Here is an 18562-nt window from a genome sequence, read left to right on the forward strand (position 1 = left end):
GTCATTTTCTCCATTAAATCAATCCTTTAAACTTTATTTTTTAATATACTCAAATGTTATTTCTACATTTCTAAGTTCAGCATACTTTTCACCATCAATTAATACTGCACGTGCTAATTTACTTAATCCTGGTTTAACATATCTTGCGTCATCAGGAATATTAGTAACCCAAGTATTATAAATATTAACTCTTGTTGTTATCTTATCATCTGAAACTGTATATGATTCTGCAGTTACTTTAACTACTTCACTATTTACTTTAATTTCTTTTATAGCAATAACATAATTTGGAAAATTGGTTTCCCCGTTATATATTCCCAGTGCCATAAATGTCATTGAATTAGCAAATCCACCAGATACACCACTAAAATCAAGTGATACTGTATATTCTCCTGCACCACTTACTTCGACATCAGTAGCAACTACACCAGCAGTTTTATCATTTGGATTATAAAAATTACCTTTACTATTACTATATCCAACATTATAATCTTTACTATTGTACATAATATATGCCATTACTTTATCTTCAAAACCTGTTGCTCCAGAAGGCGCATCTAAAACTGCTTTATCTAACGCTTTTCTAGCATTATCTTTAATTGTTTCAATAGTCAGTTTTGATTCATTTTCAACGTTTCTACTTGAATATAGATTCGCTATTCCTTCATCTTTCATTTTCAGTTCTTTTCTATCAAAAAAATCACTTCTATCCCATAGTAACGGAACAAAATCATATAAATCTGAATTATCAAATACATTTTTTATATACTCTAATGTATTTCCTTTTAATGTTCCATTTTTAAGTGGTATTGCAGCAAATTCTCCAAATACTACGCCATACCCCTTTTTAGTAAATTTAGTCATTTTTTCAAACAACTCATTCATTTCTTGATATTCTTCTTTTGTTCCCCACTCGGTTTTAGATTCTCCATCTCCTGCATATGTCCATGGAGTATAGTAGTGAACAGATACTAATTGTTTACCTTCAACTTTATCTGTCGGCATGATAAATCTATCATCAATAGTCTTTTCAATATCGGTATTATATCCAGCAATTAATAAGAATCTATCTTCATTTTTACCACCAGTAGATCTAACAGTATCAACAAATTTCTGATTAATCTTATTAGTTACTTGATACGTCTCATCTTCTGTAAGTGTACCCTTAACTTCATTTATTTCATCATTTAATCTTGAACCAAGTTCTTCGTTCGCAGATTCTAAAATTAATTTATATGAGTAATCTTTAAAATGCTCTGAAATCTGTTTCCACATTTCCGTATACATAGTCATTGCTTTTTCTCTTGTTGATTGCTCAGGTTGACCAAACATTCCCCACCAACCACCAGACCAATGTTCATTGACTATTACATACATATCAGCATCAAGTGCATAGTTAACAATTTCTGAAACTCTTTTTAATAGTTTCTCATTGATTACATAATTATCATTTTCGTAATCCATCATATTAGTCCATGCAACAGGGATTCTAATTGTATCAAAACCTGCCTCTTTCATGCCTTTAATCATTTCTTTAGTTGTAACTGGCATTCCCCATGCTGTTTCATACATTTCAGTATCTGCATCAATACCATGTTCAACTCTTCCATATGCTTCCATAGTATTTCCAAGATTTGTACCATTTCCCATATCTCTTGATACTTCAATTGCATTCATTTTTTTAATTCTATCTTCAGTTTTGTTAGACACACAACCTACTAAAATAAGTGATGTAATAATAGCTAAAAAACCAAATATAATTTTTTTCATTTTTATCCTCCAATGTTTATACTTTTATAAAAGGCAGTTTAAAAGCTGCCTTAAGTTCAAGAAGATATATTATCATTCTCAATATTTCTAAATATTTTTTTTGAAATTGCACTAGCACCATAAAAAACTGTACTTGGTCCAATAATTAGTCCTATAAAAATAAGCGGTACATTAAAATTAAAAAATCCTATTAGTAATGCAACAACAATCCATAAAAGAATTGTTCTAAAAAAATACTTATATGTAATTTTTCTTGAGTTTAATAAAGTTCCTTTGATTGTATTTTCATATCTTGCTAGTAGTGGAAATGCATAGGTTATATGTACTAATCCAATATAAGATATGAAGATCCCAGATATTAAGAAAATAATTGGATTATCTTTTGCTTTATTAAAAACTTCAATATTAATATACGCACAATAAGCTAAAAAAATCGTTATTAATCCTAAAATGATTCCTTGCTTCAAATTCTTTTTAAATGATTCATAAAAATCACTCATAATATTACCTTCATGATTATCAACCATTTTTAATGTAACACTATAAGCGGCTACTGTTGACGCGCCTATTGTAACAATTGGTAAGCTGAAAACTAACCATAAAAAATTAAGTTTTAAAATATCCCATAAAGTGGACATAAATTTGTATAGTTTACCATCTACTGAAAATAAACGCATTTTTCTTCACCTTTTTCTTTTTATCTATTATTTTGAATTTTTAACTTGTTGTTCTAAAGTATGACGTCTTAATGCTTCTTGTTGTGACCATTCTAAACATAATTGGTATCCATGTCCATTAGCTTTTCTAGTCATTTCATTTATATATATATTAAATTCTTTATCATCTTTAGCATATATCGCTTTCCAAGAACCATCAGTAATTTCTTTGATTACTCTTCCCCACTTAGCATTAAGTTCTGCATCTCTACTACCTTTACTAAAACTTGTTGCAATTGCAACTTTATAGTTAGTATGTTTTTCTAAATATTGTTGGTTATTATCAGAAGAAAACTCTTCACGCCATCTCTTGTGAACATCATTTAAGTTTTCACCTTGATTACTCTTCCAATAATCCCAATGGAATCTTTCTTCTTGTTTAGATTCTGGATTAATTGCATCAAGTGACCATGTTGTTCCACCAAGTTTATATGAACCATCTTTAAATGTTCCAGTATATCCGCTATCTGCTGGGAATGGTTCAGAAAGATTTTGTCTCATTTTCTTACCTAGTTCAGTAAATTTCGTATATCCTTCTTCATCATAATACCAGTTTAAATCTTTTGGACCATATTCAACTGTCATTCTTCCCTCTGGAGTACTTAACCAGTTAATAATTTCCATAGCTAACTCAGGATATTGAGTCTTAGAGCCAATTGACCAAATATATTCTCCACCCATAGGATTTAATCCATATACAAGTGGTGTTGCTTCACTTGGTGCAAGTGATAACATTATTTTTCCTGCATTCACGTGTTCACTAGTGTTATAAGCTATATTCCCGGCATAATTAAAGATTGAGAAGAATGTTCCTCCTCTTTGAACCTTTTCAATCATCTTATCGTATGTTTGAGTCATTGAATCTGGATCTATTAAACCTTCTTGGAATAATCTATTAAAGAATTTCAACATTTGGATATATGGTCCATTTTCTTCTAAAGCACCATGATAATCTCCTGTTTCAACATTATATAAACCAATTCCAAGTTCATCTAACCCATAATATGCTGTTGCCATAGCTTTAACATACATTACCATTTCAGCATCCCAATCAGGCCATAAAGAAAGTGCATATGTTGGTGTTCCTGCCTCATCAAGAGGTTCAAGTTTTTTCATTTCTTTAAACAGTTCAACCAAATCATCTAAATCTTTTATTTCTGGTTTATTTAATCTTTCATATAAATCATATCTAATATCCCATGTATAAAAGAATGAAGCGTGATCATCAGCATTTAATGCAACATCATGTCCAAATCCTAACAACTTATTGTTGCCGTTTAAGTTACGATTCTTTTCTAATGCTTTTCCAAAATTCTCTTTAATGTATGGTCCAAATTCATCTAATAAACCATCTTGTTCCCAATCAAATAGCAAGTTTTTTTCAACAGCATTTTTATATCTAATGCCATCTTCTCCCCAAACTACTATATCTCCTAAATTACCTGATTCAACTCTTGTAGTATAGATATTTTCTCCATCATTAACAATGTTGATTTTTACATTAAATTTCTTTTCTAAAACTTCTGCAAACCATCCTTTCATTTCTCCAGAACTATTTGCAAGTTGACTATAAACAGTTAAAGTAACTGTCTCTTTTTTAGGTGTACAAGCAGCTAACACCGTAAATAGTGTTAGCAATAATGTCAAACCCATAATAGAATATTTTTTCATATTTACCTCCTTAGCCCTTAACGGCACCTAACATAATTCCCTTTTCAAAATATCTTTGCATAAAAGGATATACTATAAATATTGGTATAAGAGTTACCATTGTAACTGTATACTTTAAAACTTTACTATTTAAAGCCATTGCTGCAGCATTCGGTGAACTTGATATTATATCTTTCAAGTTACTTGCTTCATTTAAATATACATATAATCTATGTTGCAATGTATATAATTTGGGCGCATTTTGCATATATACTAATGAATCTATGAATGAATTCCAATGATTTACTGCCCCAAAGATTGCAATTGTAGCTAGAATTGGTTTTGAAAGCGGCCATATAATCTTTCTAAAAACCATAAAGTATCCAGCACCATCAATTAATGCACTTTCTTCCAATTCTCTAGGAATTGATTCAATGTATGTTTTAACTAAGATAATATTATATGGAGCAATAATTGAAGGAATTATATATCCCATAAAATTATCAGTTAAACCTAACATAGATAAATTTAAGAATACTGGCATAATTCCTGCATTAAAATACATCGTAATAATTAAGAATCTATACCAAAACTTTCTATTTCTCATTTCTTCTTTAGTTACTAAATACCCAATAAATGCAGATGCTAAAACCATAAGTCCAGTACCTAAAACTGTTCTTGCAACTGTTACAACAAACGAAACACCAAGATCATTAACCGATGTAAGTGCTAAATAGTTTCTAATATTTATCCCTACTGGTATGAAGTTTATCATTCCTTTTTGTACAGCATCATTATTAGATATTGTGTTTATAAATATATAATAAAACGGAAATATACAAGCTAATGTAAAGAGGAAAAATACAGTGTAGTTAGCAATATTGAATAAAGCATCTTTAAATGTTAAATTTTTAAATTTCTTTTTCATGTTTTTCCTCCTCTATATAATACTTTCTTTTCTTATTACTTTAGATGCTTTATTAACACTAAACAATAAGATAATACTTATTAATGATTTCAACATACCAACAACCGTTGACAATGCTATATTTGGATTTTTACTTGCAATACCTAACTGATAAACATATAAGTCTAATACTTCCATCTTTCCAGTATTAATTGCGTTTTGGAACACTAAATATTGATCCATACCATTGCTTAAAATATTTGCAACAGACATTATTAATAATACGAAGAATGTTGGCATTAATGAAGGTAGTGTAATATATCTCATTTTTTGGAATCTTGTTGCTCCATCAATTGATGCTGATTCATACATTGCTGGGTCAATACTTGATATTGATGCGATATAAATAATGGCACTCCATCCTATACCTTTCCACATACCCCAAGCCCACATTTTAACCCATGTAAAACTTCCATCCATTAAATAATTCTTATTACCACCAAAAATACCATTTACAAATCCATCAGTAGAAAACATTGCAAGTGCAATCGAATAAACAATTACCCAGCTTATAAAGTTTGGAATTGTTGAAAAGATTTGAACGAATTTTTTAAACTTTGTACTTGTTATTTCAACTAAGAACATTGCAAAGAACATTGGTAACCAACTAGTCAATAATCCTAAACCACTCATTGCCAATGTATTTCCTAAAACTCTAAACATATCATTTCTCATCGATTCATTTTGGAATAAGAAAGTAAACCACCTAAAACCAACAAAATTATCAGCATTTAATTGCCCACCTACTTGATAGTCATAAAATGCATATCGCCATCCTGTTAAAGGTAGATACGAGAATACGAAAATTAAGGCAGCAAACGGTAAGAACATTAATAACAGTTGATTTCCACCACTCATCTCATATCGTTCTTCTTTACTAGATTTTGGTACTAATATTAATAGTATAACTGACAAAATTAATACCAATACTGCTAATATCAAGAAGATATAGAATCCTTGTGAGAATCTTGGCATCACTCTTTCTAAATTTTTTGAACCACTTATTTTTACATAGCTAATATAGATTCCTATTAAACCTAAAATTTGTAATGAGCTTCCAATCAATGTAACTCTATTTGCTAAATTTTTAAATTTCGTATTTCCTATTTGTAATGTTGAACCAACTAGTGTTGCAATAATTGCTAAAACTGAAATCAAACTTGAAACAAATATAATTATAAAATCAATTTGATTTACCCATTCTAATCTTATTGCACGCTGTGCTTCACTTACAAGTCTATTATATGAAATCGCTGATGTAAAAAATGACATAGTTTTATTAATCAATTCTGTAACTCTAGCAGGATTAATACTTGGTACAAAAGTTAATACAGCAGAAATTACTGCTAATACAACTAATGCAATTTGCATTCCACCTACTATTTTCACTTTAAGTTTATTTTCTTCGTTCATAGTCATTTCTCCTCATAATATTAAAATGTAGTTAACCCACATTTAAACTCAATAAAGGATTTAGCATAGGCGCAAACCTACACTAAATCTTTTATTTTTTTGTTTTTTTATTTATTTTTATCTATTCTTTTTTAATAACATAGCAATTGTAACTGCTGATGTTATAACTCCAATTGCAGCAATGATACTAACAATTATAAGTGCTGTATTATTAGTCTTAGCTGGTGCACTTGGATTTGGTGTTGGATTAGGTGTAGGATCTACTGGTGTTGGATCTACCGGAGTTGGATCAACTGGTGTATCTCCTTCAATACCTGTACCTGTAATTGTAAATTCAATTTTAATTTCATCTTTTGGATTCAATTGAGCTGGATCAACTGCAGATTTTTCCATTCCACTTGGTGCCCATTGATTATGTAATTGAATTCTAAGATTTCCTTTATCTTCTAAATCACCAACATAAATATTACTTGCTGTAACATTAATTTCTTTTCCATCAACCCAAACTTTAACAGAAACTTTAAGATCTTCAGCTATCATATATTTTCCATCAGAATTTGCTTTTAGAGTTCCTATTTTAATCATTGCCTCTGCTAATCCTACAATATCAACAGTTAAAACACGTCCTGATTCAGCTTGTTCTGCAGCATTAACATCATCTTTTGTAATAGTTACAGTATATTTTCCATCACCTTTAAATTTAGTATCTCCTGCTTTACCAGCTTCTTGATGTGACCAAGCATCTTTGGCATCATTAAAACCTAAGAATGCAATAAACTCTGTTGGAAGTTCATATTCTTCAAATCCACCAACTGTTACTGAGAAAATAATTTCAATAGTAGTAATTTCTAGTTCCTCATTTTCATCAATAATAAGAGGACTATTTGTTGCATTATCTAATTCAACATTTCCTGCTACACGTGAATCTACATCTGCTTTTGTTTCAACAGCAGCAATCAATCCTGTTTCTGTATCAGTTATGTCCGCAGATGTAAAACTATTTCCTAGTTTTCTTTCAACACCATTAATTGTAATCTTATCAATTCTTATAAAACTATTTGGGAAGTACTTTTCACCTTCTAATATGTTTAAGCTTAATAATCTAATATCATCAATTTTCCCAGCATCTGTTGCTGTAAAATCTAATGATGCTGTATATTGTCCATAACCTGTAATAGTTGGTTCAACTTTTACAACTTTATCATCTGTTACTTTTGCACCATCAACTTTAATAAATGCATTTGGTTTAACTTTTTCAGGATCAGTTGGAACTGAAACTTTATCAACTGGTACTGGTCTAACACTAGCACCTGGCATCAATGTAAACGTAACTTCTAATTTTGATACTTCAATTTTGTTAAGTTCTTCGCCTAAAACATAGTTTACTTTTACGTTATCACCAACAACATCTGTTCTTTGAACGATAGGTTTAGATGTAATATATCCGCTTCCTAACCCTAAGAATGTACGAGCATTTTTAATAGTCGCATCATCTTGCCAATCATTAAATAGATTTGTTCTTGTATCAAGTTTATTATCAGAAGAAGTATAAGTCGTTCTAAGTGATACTTCTTTATCATTAATCTTAACACTAGTTATTTGCATATAACTCATTGGGAAAACAAATTCACCATTCAAGATTTCAACATCAAAGAATGCAAATCCATTTCCACTTTTTCCTTCTGGCACTTGATATGAAACAGTGTATTCTTCTCCATATCCAGTTACTTCTTGATAAACAGCACCTGCTTGTTCTGTTCCATCATACCAATGTTGAACACCCCAATCAGCACTTGCATAATTAATATAAGCAACTGTTTTTCCTGTTCCAGCAGTAACATCAAATTTGATACCATCTTTAACAGTAAATGTTATTTCAATTTTCGTGATACCTTCAAACTTGTTAAAAACTTTTTCAAGATCTATAGCATTAGCTGTAACTGCTGCCGATCCAAACTCTGTTCTACCTTTGTTAACATTTCCCCATTCATTAGATATATTAACTCTTGTATCAAATCTTACTTCTCCTGTTTCCTTACCATCAGCATCTTTGATTTTATTTTCTTCTGAAGTTGTATACGTTTTACCACTCAAAATTTTATCTTCGTTTTTCACTTCATCAAAAAACTCAGTACCATTAATCTTAAACTGATCAATAACAAGAACTTTATTAGAAAGAATTGACTCACCATCAAAAACTTCAAGAGCTAAGAAATTTAATTCTTTTATACTATCTCCCGTTTCACTAAAATCAACAGATACAGTATATTGTCCGTCTCCACTTACTTTTTCATTAACAACGGCAACTTTTTCCGTTCCGTTTGTTAACTGCCAACCATTACCACCAACATTAATAAATGCAGTTCTACTGTTTTCTTCAGCATTAACATGATTTATAAAACCACCAATTGTAAACAATGATAAAAACATCGTAAATACCGCGATAAATAATTTCTTACTAATTTTTTGCATAATTATTTCCTTTCTATTTTCTTATTTTTTGCCACACTTATGCTTGTGACATCTAAACCCCATATCCATTTTCTTGTCTTTTAAAGATTTTCTTTAAAATGAGTGTAAATAACTCACGTGCTGTTATTCACTAATGAACTTATTCTCTTTGTTGAAGCTTAGTTTATCAGTTGTCCTAACCGAAAACGTTTTCGCACATTTATTATAACATCACGAAAAAACGTTGTCAATTCACAAAAATCACTCCTTGTAAGCGTATTCACGAAAATATTTAAATTAATCGCTTTGTTATCACGTTTAAATCAAGAAATCGTTTTCGTAAAATCTTTTTTTATTACTTAAACAAAGTAAAAAAACGCCATTTTATTGGCGTTTTAGTGTTTATTATTCTATATGTCTCGATATTAACCGTGTTTTATTACATTAATGCTATGGACATTAAGTCCAGTCTTGTGGAATTTAAATGAAATATATTCATTCGTTTTATCTATAATAACAAAACTTGTAATTTTAACTTTATTTCCTTCTGTTCCGTTTGTTGTTAGTGTTTGTTTATTAATATTATCAACGTAAACGGAGAAAGGCATTTGATATATACTTGGCAAGTTTGCTGAGATTTCTAATTCAACAATATACTTACCAAATTCTTTTGGTTCTACAGCATATATGTATATTGATCCTTTTTCAATATTACTCCAAGAATCATTAGCGAGTTGATTTTTATATACAAATCCATTTAAATCTAGATCTATTCTTCCCCAATTTGTATTTGGAAGTTTATAAATATTAGTTTTATTTACATTCTTTAGAATATCAGTTATTTCATCAACTTTAAGTGCTGGTTTAACACCAAATGTATACAAACTTTGTTCAGCATTAGTTATTAATCCATATGTTATTTGATTTTTATTTTCCAAAATATCAAATTTTGACTTTAAATTATTATCAGCTTCATTTTCAAAACTTGTTAACATATCTTGATTAATGAACGGATATTTCGAGTGAGTTTCATTTGTTTTAAACCAATAATCAATTTTCTTTTCATTACTTGTTACTTGGATATTATGTTTACGCTTAAATACAGGAGTTTCCATAATAAATTTCAAAATATTATGAACATTTCTTTGAATTTCAGCTAAAGTAATATTACCTTTTTGATATTCTTCTAATAAATTGTTTTTATACTCTAAAACATTTGGAACAACCATGTAAAGATCATTTTGAGCTCTAACCATTACAGCAATATTTTCCTTACTTGGTTCATCATTATCAGTGTTCATTTGTGCCCACCAATCTGTCATAACAATTCCTTCAAACTTCCATTCATTTCTTAAAATGGTAGTTGTTAAATCGTAATTGCTTGCAGTCCAAATTCCATTAATTGGATTATATGCAGTCATAATAACACTTGCTTTTGCTTCTTTTACAGCTATTTCAAATCCTTTTAAATATATTTCTCTTAATGCTCTTTCAGAAATTATACTATTTGCAATTGTTCTTGCAGTTTCTTGATTGTTTGCTGCAAAATGCTTAAGTGATCCGTTAACTCCAGATTTATGTAACCCTTGAACTACCGCGCTTGCCATAATTCCTGTTAATAATGGATCTTCACTAAAATATTCAAAGTTTCTTCCATTTAAAGGATGTCTTTGAATATTCATACCAGGACCTAGTATTATATCAATATCATAATTTCTCATTTCTAGTCCTTCTAGTTCATATAAATCTTTAACAAGACTTGGATTGAATGTTGATGCAAGTAGCGTTCCATTTGGAAGACTAGTTGCAAATCCACCACTATCCATTCTTATTCCCGATGGACCATCTGAACAACATGCAATTGGAATTTCTTTTTCTAACAATTCATCTGTTACACCACCAAAAGCACTTGCTGTACCTGCAGTAACTTTAGGACTTGACATTCCTTCACCTAATGATATATTTTTCATATCATTAATTGATAATGATCCAATAAATTCTTCAAGAGTTATTTTTTTATTAAGTACATCTGTTAAAGTATAGTTTTCATTATTTAATTTAAATGACTTTGGGAAATTATTTTTAATTCTTGTTTGAAGATCAATTGTTCTTTGTGGAACTGCTTCAAAGGTAATTTTATACTTATTATCTTTTGTTAAACTTGGTTTGATTCTTTTGTATTTTTTAATAGGCGCCATTGCTTCTGTAAGTTTTTCAACAACAATATTTTCATCTAATACTTTAGTTAATGCAAGTTTGTTATTTCTTAACGATGTTCCTACATAAATACTATACAAACCTTTTTCAAGTACATATGCTGATTTTTGGATATATCCAAAATCATCATAACTTGCCATTTTACTCATTTCAACTTCAATTGTAACTATTTCTTTTTCTTTTGGTTTAATAAGTTTAGTCTTTTTAAATGCTAATAGTTCAATTTTAGGTTTACCAAGTACACCTTGAGGTGCACTAAAATAAACTTGAACAGTTTCTTTTCCAATAAACTCTCCTGTATTTTTAACTTCAACATCAAGTTTAAACTTATTATCTTTAATTTGATGATTGACAACATTCACTTCAAAAGTTGAATAACTTAATCCAAAACCAAATGGATATAAAACATCATCTTCATAAAATGTTTCGAAAAAACGATATCCAACATAAATATCTTCTTCATAAATAACTTCTTTTTTATTACCAAAATTTTTGTTCGCTGGATAATTATCTAATGTTTTTACAATTGTAGCTGGAAGTTTACCACTTGGTGTTATATATCCTGAAATAACATCTACGGTTGCTCTTGCACCGTCTTGTCCACCATGCCATGCGTATAATAGACCATCAACATCTAGTTCTTTAATAAAATTCATATCAATGATATTACCAACATTTAAGATAACAACAACTTTTCCATAAATCTTTTTAATTGTTTTAATAGCTTGATATTCAATTTCGGTTAGCAAATAACTTCCTTCACCTTTATGATTATCTCTATCTTCACCAGCAGTTCTTCCAATAATCATTATTGGCGTTTCGTTCTCACGTTTAATCTTTTTGATAAGATCTTGTGTAATTTCCATTTCTTCTTGTGCCCAAGGTTCACTTGCCCACATACCATTTCCAGCATTAAATGGATTCTCTGCTATCCATTTATCATAAATTTGAACAAGTTCTTTGTTAACATCTATTCTTGGATTTTCATTAAACGCTTCAAGGAAACTTGGAACATCTGTTACGTTAACTAATCCACCTGATCCTGTTCCACTTTTATAATAGTCTTTTTGAATTCTACCAAAAAGTGCTACTTTACCGTTTATGATTGGTAAAATACTATTTTTGTTTTCTAATAAAACATTCCCTTCATGCGCAACTCTTCTAGCAAAATCACGCAAAGGCTTTAATGGTTCATTTTTATTTTTCACTATTCATCACCCTAATTTTCATATTAAAATCATTATAACATATTTATTTATATTCTTTTTGAAAAGAGAATATGTTATGATTCTCATTATTTTATTATATATTAAAAAACGATCAGTATCAAAACTTAATCGTTTTCTTAGTAAAACATCTATTTTCTACCGTAGAGTTTAGTCCATCTAGCAATTTTAAACTCTAAATCTTTTTTCCAATAATCTTTTTCCAATCTCCACATCCAATTTCCACCCAATGTAGAGGGAATATTCATTCTAGCTTCTTCACCTAAATCTAGATAATCTTGCATTGGAATGATCGTTAATTTTGACTTAGTAGATAATGCAATCTTAATTAAACTATCAACTTCATTACCTTTAACTTCACAATTAATATAATCAAGACAATATTCTAAATCATCTTTATTAAGTTTGTTAAACCATTGTCTAGTTGTTTCATTATCATGTGTACCAGTGTAAGCAATTGAATTTTCATCATAAGAATATGGAATATAATCACTTTCATCTCTTGAATCAAAAGCAAACTGCAACAACTTCATTCCAGGAAAACCAGTATCTTTAAGTAATTTTCTTACATCATCAGTTATAACACCCAAGTCTTCGGCAATAATATTTAGATCTCCTAATTTTTCTTTAATCTTTTTAAATAGTTTTATTCCTGGACCTTTTTCCCACTTACCATTAATTGCATTAGTGTCTTTCGCTGGAATACTATAATAATTTTCAAAACCAATAAAATGATCAATTCTAATCATATCAAACAAACTCATTTGGCTTTCAATTCGCTTAATCCACCATTTAAAATCTTCTTTTTCATGATTAGACCAATTGTAAAGTGGATTTCCCCATAATTGTCCAAGTGCTGTAAAACCATCTGGTGGAACACCAGCAACATGGATTGGTTTTAATTCATCATTCAATTGGAATAAGTTGGGATTAATCCAAACATCACTACTATCATAAGCAACATAAATTGGAATATCTCCAATTATATTAATACCGTTATTATTCGCATACTTTTTTAAATCCATAAATTGTTTATACGCAGTGTATTGTAGAAAAAGTTGAAACTTAATGTCTTCACTTAATAATTCTTCTAGTTTTGAAATAGCATTTTTATTTCTGGTTCTTATTTCCACCGGCCAGTTAATTAATGATACATCATCATAATACTTCTTTATTGATATGAATAGAGCATAATCATATACCCATTCTTTTTGTTCATTTAAGAATTTTTGGTATCCATCACTTGCATGATTAAATCTCTTAAATGCTTTTTTCAGGATTTCAAAACGTTCATTATATAGCTTTCCATAATCTACTTTATTTGATTCTATCTTAGTTGTTATTTCATTTTGTTTTAAGAGATTTTCTTTAACAAGAATATCTAAATCAATAAAATATGGGTTTAATGCATTAACTGAAAATGTTTGATATGGTGAATCTCCATAAGATGTTGGTCCTAAAGGAAGTATTTGCCAATAACTTTGATTTGTTTGTTTTAAAAAATCGATAAATCGATATGCTTCAGCACCAAAAGTTCCAATTCCATAATTACTTGGAAGACTTGATACATGTAATAATATTCCACTTTTTCTCATCATTTTCTCCTAACCTTTAAAACAATACTTTCGTATGGTTTTAATTGTAATATTTTCTTTTCAAAACTTGTTGTTTTATAATTTGATAATAATACATCATCGATATAATAGTTTTCTAAATCATATTCTTCATCTTTATTTGAAAATGAATTAATTACTAAAAAAAGACTATTATTACTTTCTCTTTCATATATATAGATCTTTTCGTTCATAAGGTCTAACTGTTTATATGTTCCATATATAAGAGTATTATTTGTTTTACGTAATTTTATTATTTGTTTGTAGTGATTAAAAATAGAATCACTATCCTCTAAATTGTTTAAGACATTTATATCGTGATAATTTGGATTAATGTTGATCCACGGTTCAACTTTTGAAAAACCAGCATATTTTGAATTGTCCCATTGAATAGGTGTTCTAGCATTATCTCTAGAACTCTTAGAAACTCTAAAAATTTTCTCAGTATCACTAATATCTTTAAGTTCTTTATAATAATTTATACTTGAAATATCTTTAAAATCTTCAAATTTTTCAAAAGGATAGTTTGTCATTCCGATTTCTTCACCTTGATAAATAAAGGGTGTTCCTCTCATCAAATATAGTGATGTTGCAAGCATTTTTGCAGATTCCTTAAAAAACTTTTGATCACCATATTGACTCATTAATCGCGGTTGATCATGATTTAACCAATTTAAAGGAAGCCATCCTTCTGTTTTAAAAGCTTCTTGCCATTTATTAAAAACATGTTTTAAATCTATTACATTAGTTCTTAAATCTTTATAATCATTTATTTCATTGAGATTATTACACCAATTATGGTCAAAGTTAAAAACCATTGAAAGTTCCTTTGAATTAAATCCTGAATACTGAAGTGCTGAATCAATTGATGCTGCACCACCTACTTCTCCAACTGTAAGTGCATCATATTTACTAAAAACTTCTTTGTTCATTTCTTTTAGATATTCATGAACTTTCGGTAAATTAGAAAACTTATTCCAATCTAAAACTATTCCTGAACCTAATCTTGAATCTTCAAAAGGTGCTCTATCCAAGTGACTTACCGCATCAATTCTAAAACCATCAATTCCTAAATCTAGCCACCATTTAGCAACCGACATCATTTCTAATCTAAGTTCTTTATTTGACCAATTTAAATCTGGCATTTTATCAGAAAAAATTTTCATATAATACATATTAGTTATACTGTCTTTTTTCCAAGCACTTCCACCAAAAAAAGAACCCCAATTTGTTGGTGGTAATTCTTTACCATCAACTATTTTTCCGTCTTTCCATATATAATAATCACGTTTAGAATTATTGGAGCTACTTTTTGACTCAATGAACCATTTATGCTCATCAGATGTATGATTTAAAACTAAGTCTAAAATAATCTTAATATCATACTTTTTCGCTTCCTTTAATAACTCTTTAAAGTCGTTAACTGTTCCGAATTCTCTTGCGACATTAAAAAAATCTCTAACATCATATCCATTATCATCCATTGGTGAATCATAAAACGGGCAAATCCAAATCAAATCTATTCCTAAATTATTTAAATAATGAAGTTTTTGTTTTATTCCATTAATATCTCCAATACCGTCATTGTTTGAATCATAAAAACTCTTTGGATATATCTGATACCCTATCTTTTCCATCCACCATTTTTTCATTATCAAAAACACCTCTTTATTACAATTCTATCATATATAATTTAAGTTAAAAATGTGTTATCGGTTTCATATTGTAGCGTTTTCATTTAATGCTATAATTAGGTGGGTGATAAATTATGAATACACATGCATTACTTCATAGAGCAAAATCCGAATATGCTTATGCCTATGATAAAAAAACTCTACATATTACTTTACGTACAGCCAAAAACGACTTTGAAAGTGTTGAATTATTATATGGAGATCCTTTTAATTGGTTTGAAAAAGAATGGAAAAAATACCAAAAAAAAATGATCAAACGCTATCAAACTGAATCGTTTGATTACTATTTTATATCAATTAAACCTGAAGATTTACGCTGTAAATATGCATTTATTTTAAACAATAATGCTAAGTCATACATGTATGGTTCTAAAAGATTAATTGAATATAATAAAGAAAAACTTGATTTACAAAATCTTTTTAATTATCCTTATATAAATCCAGAAGACTTACCTCATACACCTTCATGGGTAAAAGACACTGTTTGGTATCAAATTTTTCCTGATCGTTTTTATACTAAAAAAAGCTTGTTGCCATGGGGAAAACTACCTGTTTATAATAATGAAATTTATGGTGGGAATATTCAAGGGATTATTGAAAAATTGCCTTATCTTGCCGATTTAGGGATTACAGGAATTTATTTTACTCCAATCTTTGAAGCAAAAACAGCGCATAAATATGATACTATTAATTACTATAAGATTGATCCTTCTTTTGGAACTAATGAAGACTTCAAAGAACTTGTTGATAAAGCTCATTCCCATAATATCAAAATTATGTTAGATGGTGTTTTCAATCATAGTGGTTATCTACATCCTTTCTTTCAAGACGTTATTAAAAATAATGAAACAAGTATTTATAAAAACAGTTTCTATATTGATAAATTTCCTGTTGTTAACTTTGAACTAGATAGTAACAATGAACCTAAACAACATTCAATTAAAAACTTGAACTTTAAAACTTTCGCATATACTCCTCATATGCCTAAGTGGAATACCGATGATTCTTTAACAAAAGAGCATCTATTAGGTGTCATTGAATACTGGATTAAAAACTATAATATTGATGGTTGGAGACTAGATGTATCAAATGAAGTAAGTCATGATTTTCTTCGCGATATTAAGAAAATTTCTAGAAATACCAATCCGAATACATTTATTCTTGGTGAAAACTGGGATCAATCACTTCCCTGGCTACAAGGGGACCAATTAGATTCTGTTATGAACTATGATTTAGCATATCCTTTATGGGAATATTTAGAACACAATATTGATTTGAATGAATTCATTAATATTGTTAATAATTATCTTGCTCTAACTCCTAAAAATGCAATGGAAAATATGTTTAACTTAATTGATAGTCACGATACTGTAAGAATCCTAAGACGTCTAAATGATAACAAAGATCGAGTAAAACTTGCTTATCTATTTATGTTTTTATCTGCTGGAGCACCAAACATCTACTATGGTGGTGAAGTTGGTCTAACAGGTGATCAAGATCCCGATAATCGTCGTTGCATGATTTGGGATAGCAATAAACAAGATCTAGAGTTATTCAATTTTATTAAACGCTTAATTTCATTAAGAGATAAATATTCTGTTTTTAAAGATTATGATTATAAATTTTTATCTACTGAAATACTTGCTTTTACAAAAGAAAGAAATAATCAAAAACTACTTGTTGTTATCAATAACAGTCCAGAACAAAAAACTTTCAGTGTTCCAAATGAATTAAAGGACTCATATTTAGACTTAATTAATAATAGTGTAGCAATTTATGATAAAATAACATTAGATGCTTACGACTTTAAATTATTAATTAAGGAGGAAACAAATTAATGAAACCAACAATCCGTGATGTTGCTAAAAAAGCTAATGTTAGTGTTTCAACTGTATCAAGAGTAATTAATAAAAAGGGTTATGTCCATAAAGAAACAGAAGACATTATCTTAAAAACAATTGAAGAATTAGGTTTTATTCCTAATCAACTTGCTCGAAGTTTGACTAATCGTTCTTCAAAAATAATCGGTGTAATTGTTCCACATATTGGACCAACTTTTTATGGAGAGCTTCTTGAAGGTATTGAATCTCAAGCTGCAACATCTGGTTATAAAACAATGTTTTGTCACACTCAAGATGATCCAGTTAGAGAACTTGAATATTTAAAGTTCTTTGAACAGTATAATATCGAAGGATTAATTATTGCTTCTAATTTTTCAAACACTGCACTACTCTCTGATTTAAATATCCCGGTTATTACTGTTGACCATATTCTTGATGAGAATATCCCATCAATTACTTCTGACAATTTAAAAGGTGGAGAATTAGGTGCTTTAGAATTAGTTAATCGTGGCAGAAAAAAAATTATGCTATTTAGAGGTCCATCATTTTTACTTACAACAATGGAAAGAACCATTGGAGCATTAAAAATCTTTAAACAAGCTGGGTTATATGTTGAAATTTTTGACTTTGATTTAGTTAATCCAGACATCACATTGATTGAGCAAATTCTAATCAATAATCCTGAAACAGATGGAATATTTGCATTTTCAGATACGATTGCTTTAGCAACCATGAATACATTAAAGAAAATTGGAAAAAAGATTCCTGATGATGTTTCAATTATTGGATATGATAATATTCCTTTTGCAAGCTGGGTATCTCCAAAACTTACTACTATTAATCAACCTGTAAATTTAATGGGAAAACAAACTTTTATTAAACTTTCTCAATTAATTAGAGAAAAAGAATTAGAAACATTACATGATGTAATATCTGTTGAAATAATAAAGCGTGATTCAGTATAAAGAAAAAGCACTAGTTTTTAAAAAATTAGTGCTTTTATT

The 18562-nt window shown here is 29.1% G+C and carries 11 protein-coding genes; 2 read left to right on the plus strand and 9 right to left on the minus strand.

Annotation, left to right across the window (positions count from 1 at the left end):
* Positions 1 to 33: 33 nt before the first annotated feature.
* From EXC62_RS07405 to EXC62_RS07440, 9 genes are all read right to left on the minus strand, one after another.
* Positions 34 to 1770, minus strand: a complete 1737-nt coding sequence (locus EXC62_RS07405) for a glycoside hydrolase family 5 protein (RefSeq protein ID WP_026390298.1) — start codon at positions 1768 to 1770, stop codon at positions 34 to 36.
* 56 nt (positions 1771 to 1826) lie between these two features.
* Positions 1827 to 2447 (minus strand): YesL family protein, encoded by a 621-nt coding sequence (locus EXC62_RS07410; protein WP_162140149.1) that lies wholly within the window; start codon positions 2445 to 2447, stop codon positions 1827 to 1829.
* Positions 2448 to 2474: 27 nt separating this feature from the next.
* The gene (locus tag EXC62_RS07415; protein ID WP_052589788.1) at positions 2475 to 4157 is read right to left on the minus strand and encodes an extracellular solute-binding protein; all 1683 of its coding nucleotides are present in this window, start codon (positions 4155 to 4157) and stop codon (positions 2475 to 2477) included.
* A gap of 10 nt (positions 4158 to 4167) precedes the next feature.
* A complete protein-coding gene (locus EXC62_RS08985) occupies positions 4168 to 5064 on the minus strand; it encodes a carbohydrate ABC transporter permease (RefSeq protein ID WP_026390296.1) in 897 nt (298 codons plus the stop codon).
* A gap of 12 nt (positions 5065 to 5076) precedes the next feature.
* Complete coding sequence (locus EXC62_RS08990; RefSeq protein ID WP_197724336.1) at positions 5077 to 6516, minus strand: ABC transporter permease subunit; 1440 nt, start codon at positions 6514 to 6516, stop codon at positions 5077 to 5079.
* 117 nt (positions 6517 to 6633) lie between these two features.
* Positions 6634 to 8988 (minus strand): hypothetical protein, encoded by a 2355-nt coding sequence (locus tag EXC62_RS07425; protein ID WP_026390294.1) that lies wholly within the window; start codon positions 8986 to 8988, stop codon positions 6634 to 6636.
* Positions 8989 to 9392: 404 nt separating this feature from the next.
* On the minus strand, positions 9393 to 12392 hold the full coding sequence (locus EXC62_RS07430) for a glycoside hydrolase family 3 protein (RefSeq protein ID WP_052589786.1): 3000 nt from the start codon (positions 12390 to 12392) through the stop codon (positions 9393 to 9395).
* 149 nt (positions 12393 to 12541) lie between these two features.
* Positions 12542 to 14005: a 4-alpha-glucanotransferase gene (malQ, locus tag EXC62_RS07435; protein ID WP_026390293.1), complete on the minus strand. Its 1464-nt coding sequence runs from the start codon at positions 14003 to 14005 to the stop codon at positions 12542 to 12544.
* A complete protein-coding gene (locus EXC62_RS07440) occupies positions 14005 to 15675 on the minus strand; it encodes a glycoside hydrolase family 13 protein (RefSeq protein ID WP_197724337.1) in 1671 nt (556 codons plus the stop codon). The genes malQ and EXC62_RS07440 overlap by 1 nt, the downstream gene beginning before the upstream one ends.
* 116 nt (positions 15676 to 15791) lie before the next feature.
* Between EXC62_RS07440 and EXC62_RS07445 the strand changes: the two genes are divergently transcribed.
* Complete coding sequence (locus tag EXC62_RS07445; protein WP_026390292.1) at positions 15792 to 17555, plus strand: alpha-glycosidase; 1764 nt, start codon at positions 15792 to 15794, stop codon at positions 17553 to 17555.
* Entirely contained in the window at positions 17555 to 18523 is a 969-nt protein-coding gene (locus tag EXC62_RS07450) for a LacI family DNA-binding transcriptional regulator (protein ID WP_035375631.1), read from the plus strand. Before EXC62_RS07445 ends, EXC62_RS07450 begins: the two co-directional genes overlap by 1 nt.
* Positions 18524 to 18562 lie beyond the last annotated feature (39 nt).

This window comes from Haploplasma axanthum (assembly GCF_900660745.1).
In the GTDB taxonomy this organism is placed as follows: Bacteria; Bacillota_I; Bacilli_A; order Acholeplasmatales; family Acholeplasmataceae; genus Haploplasma; species Haploplasma axanthum.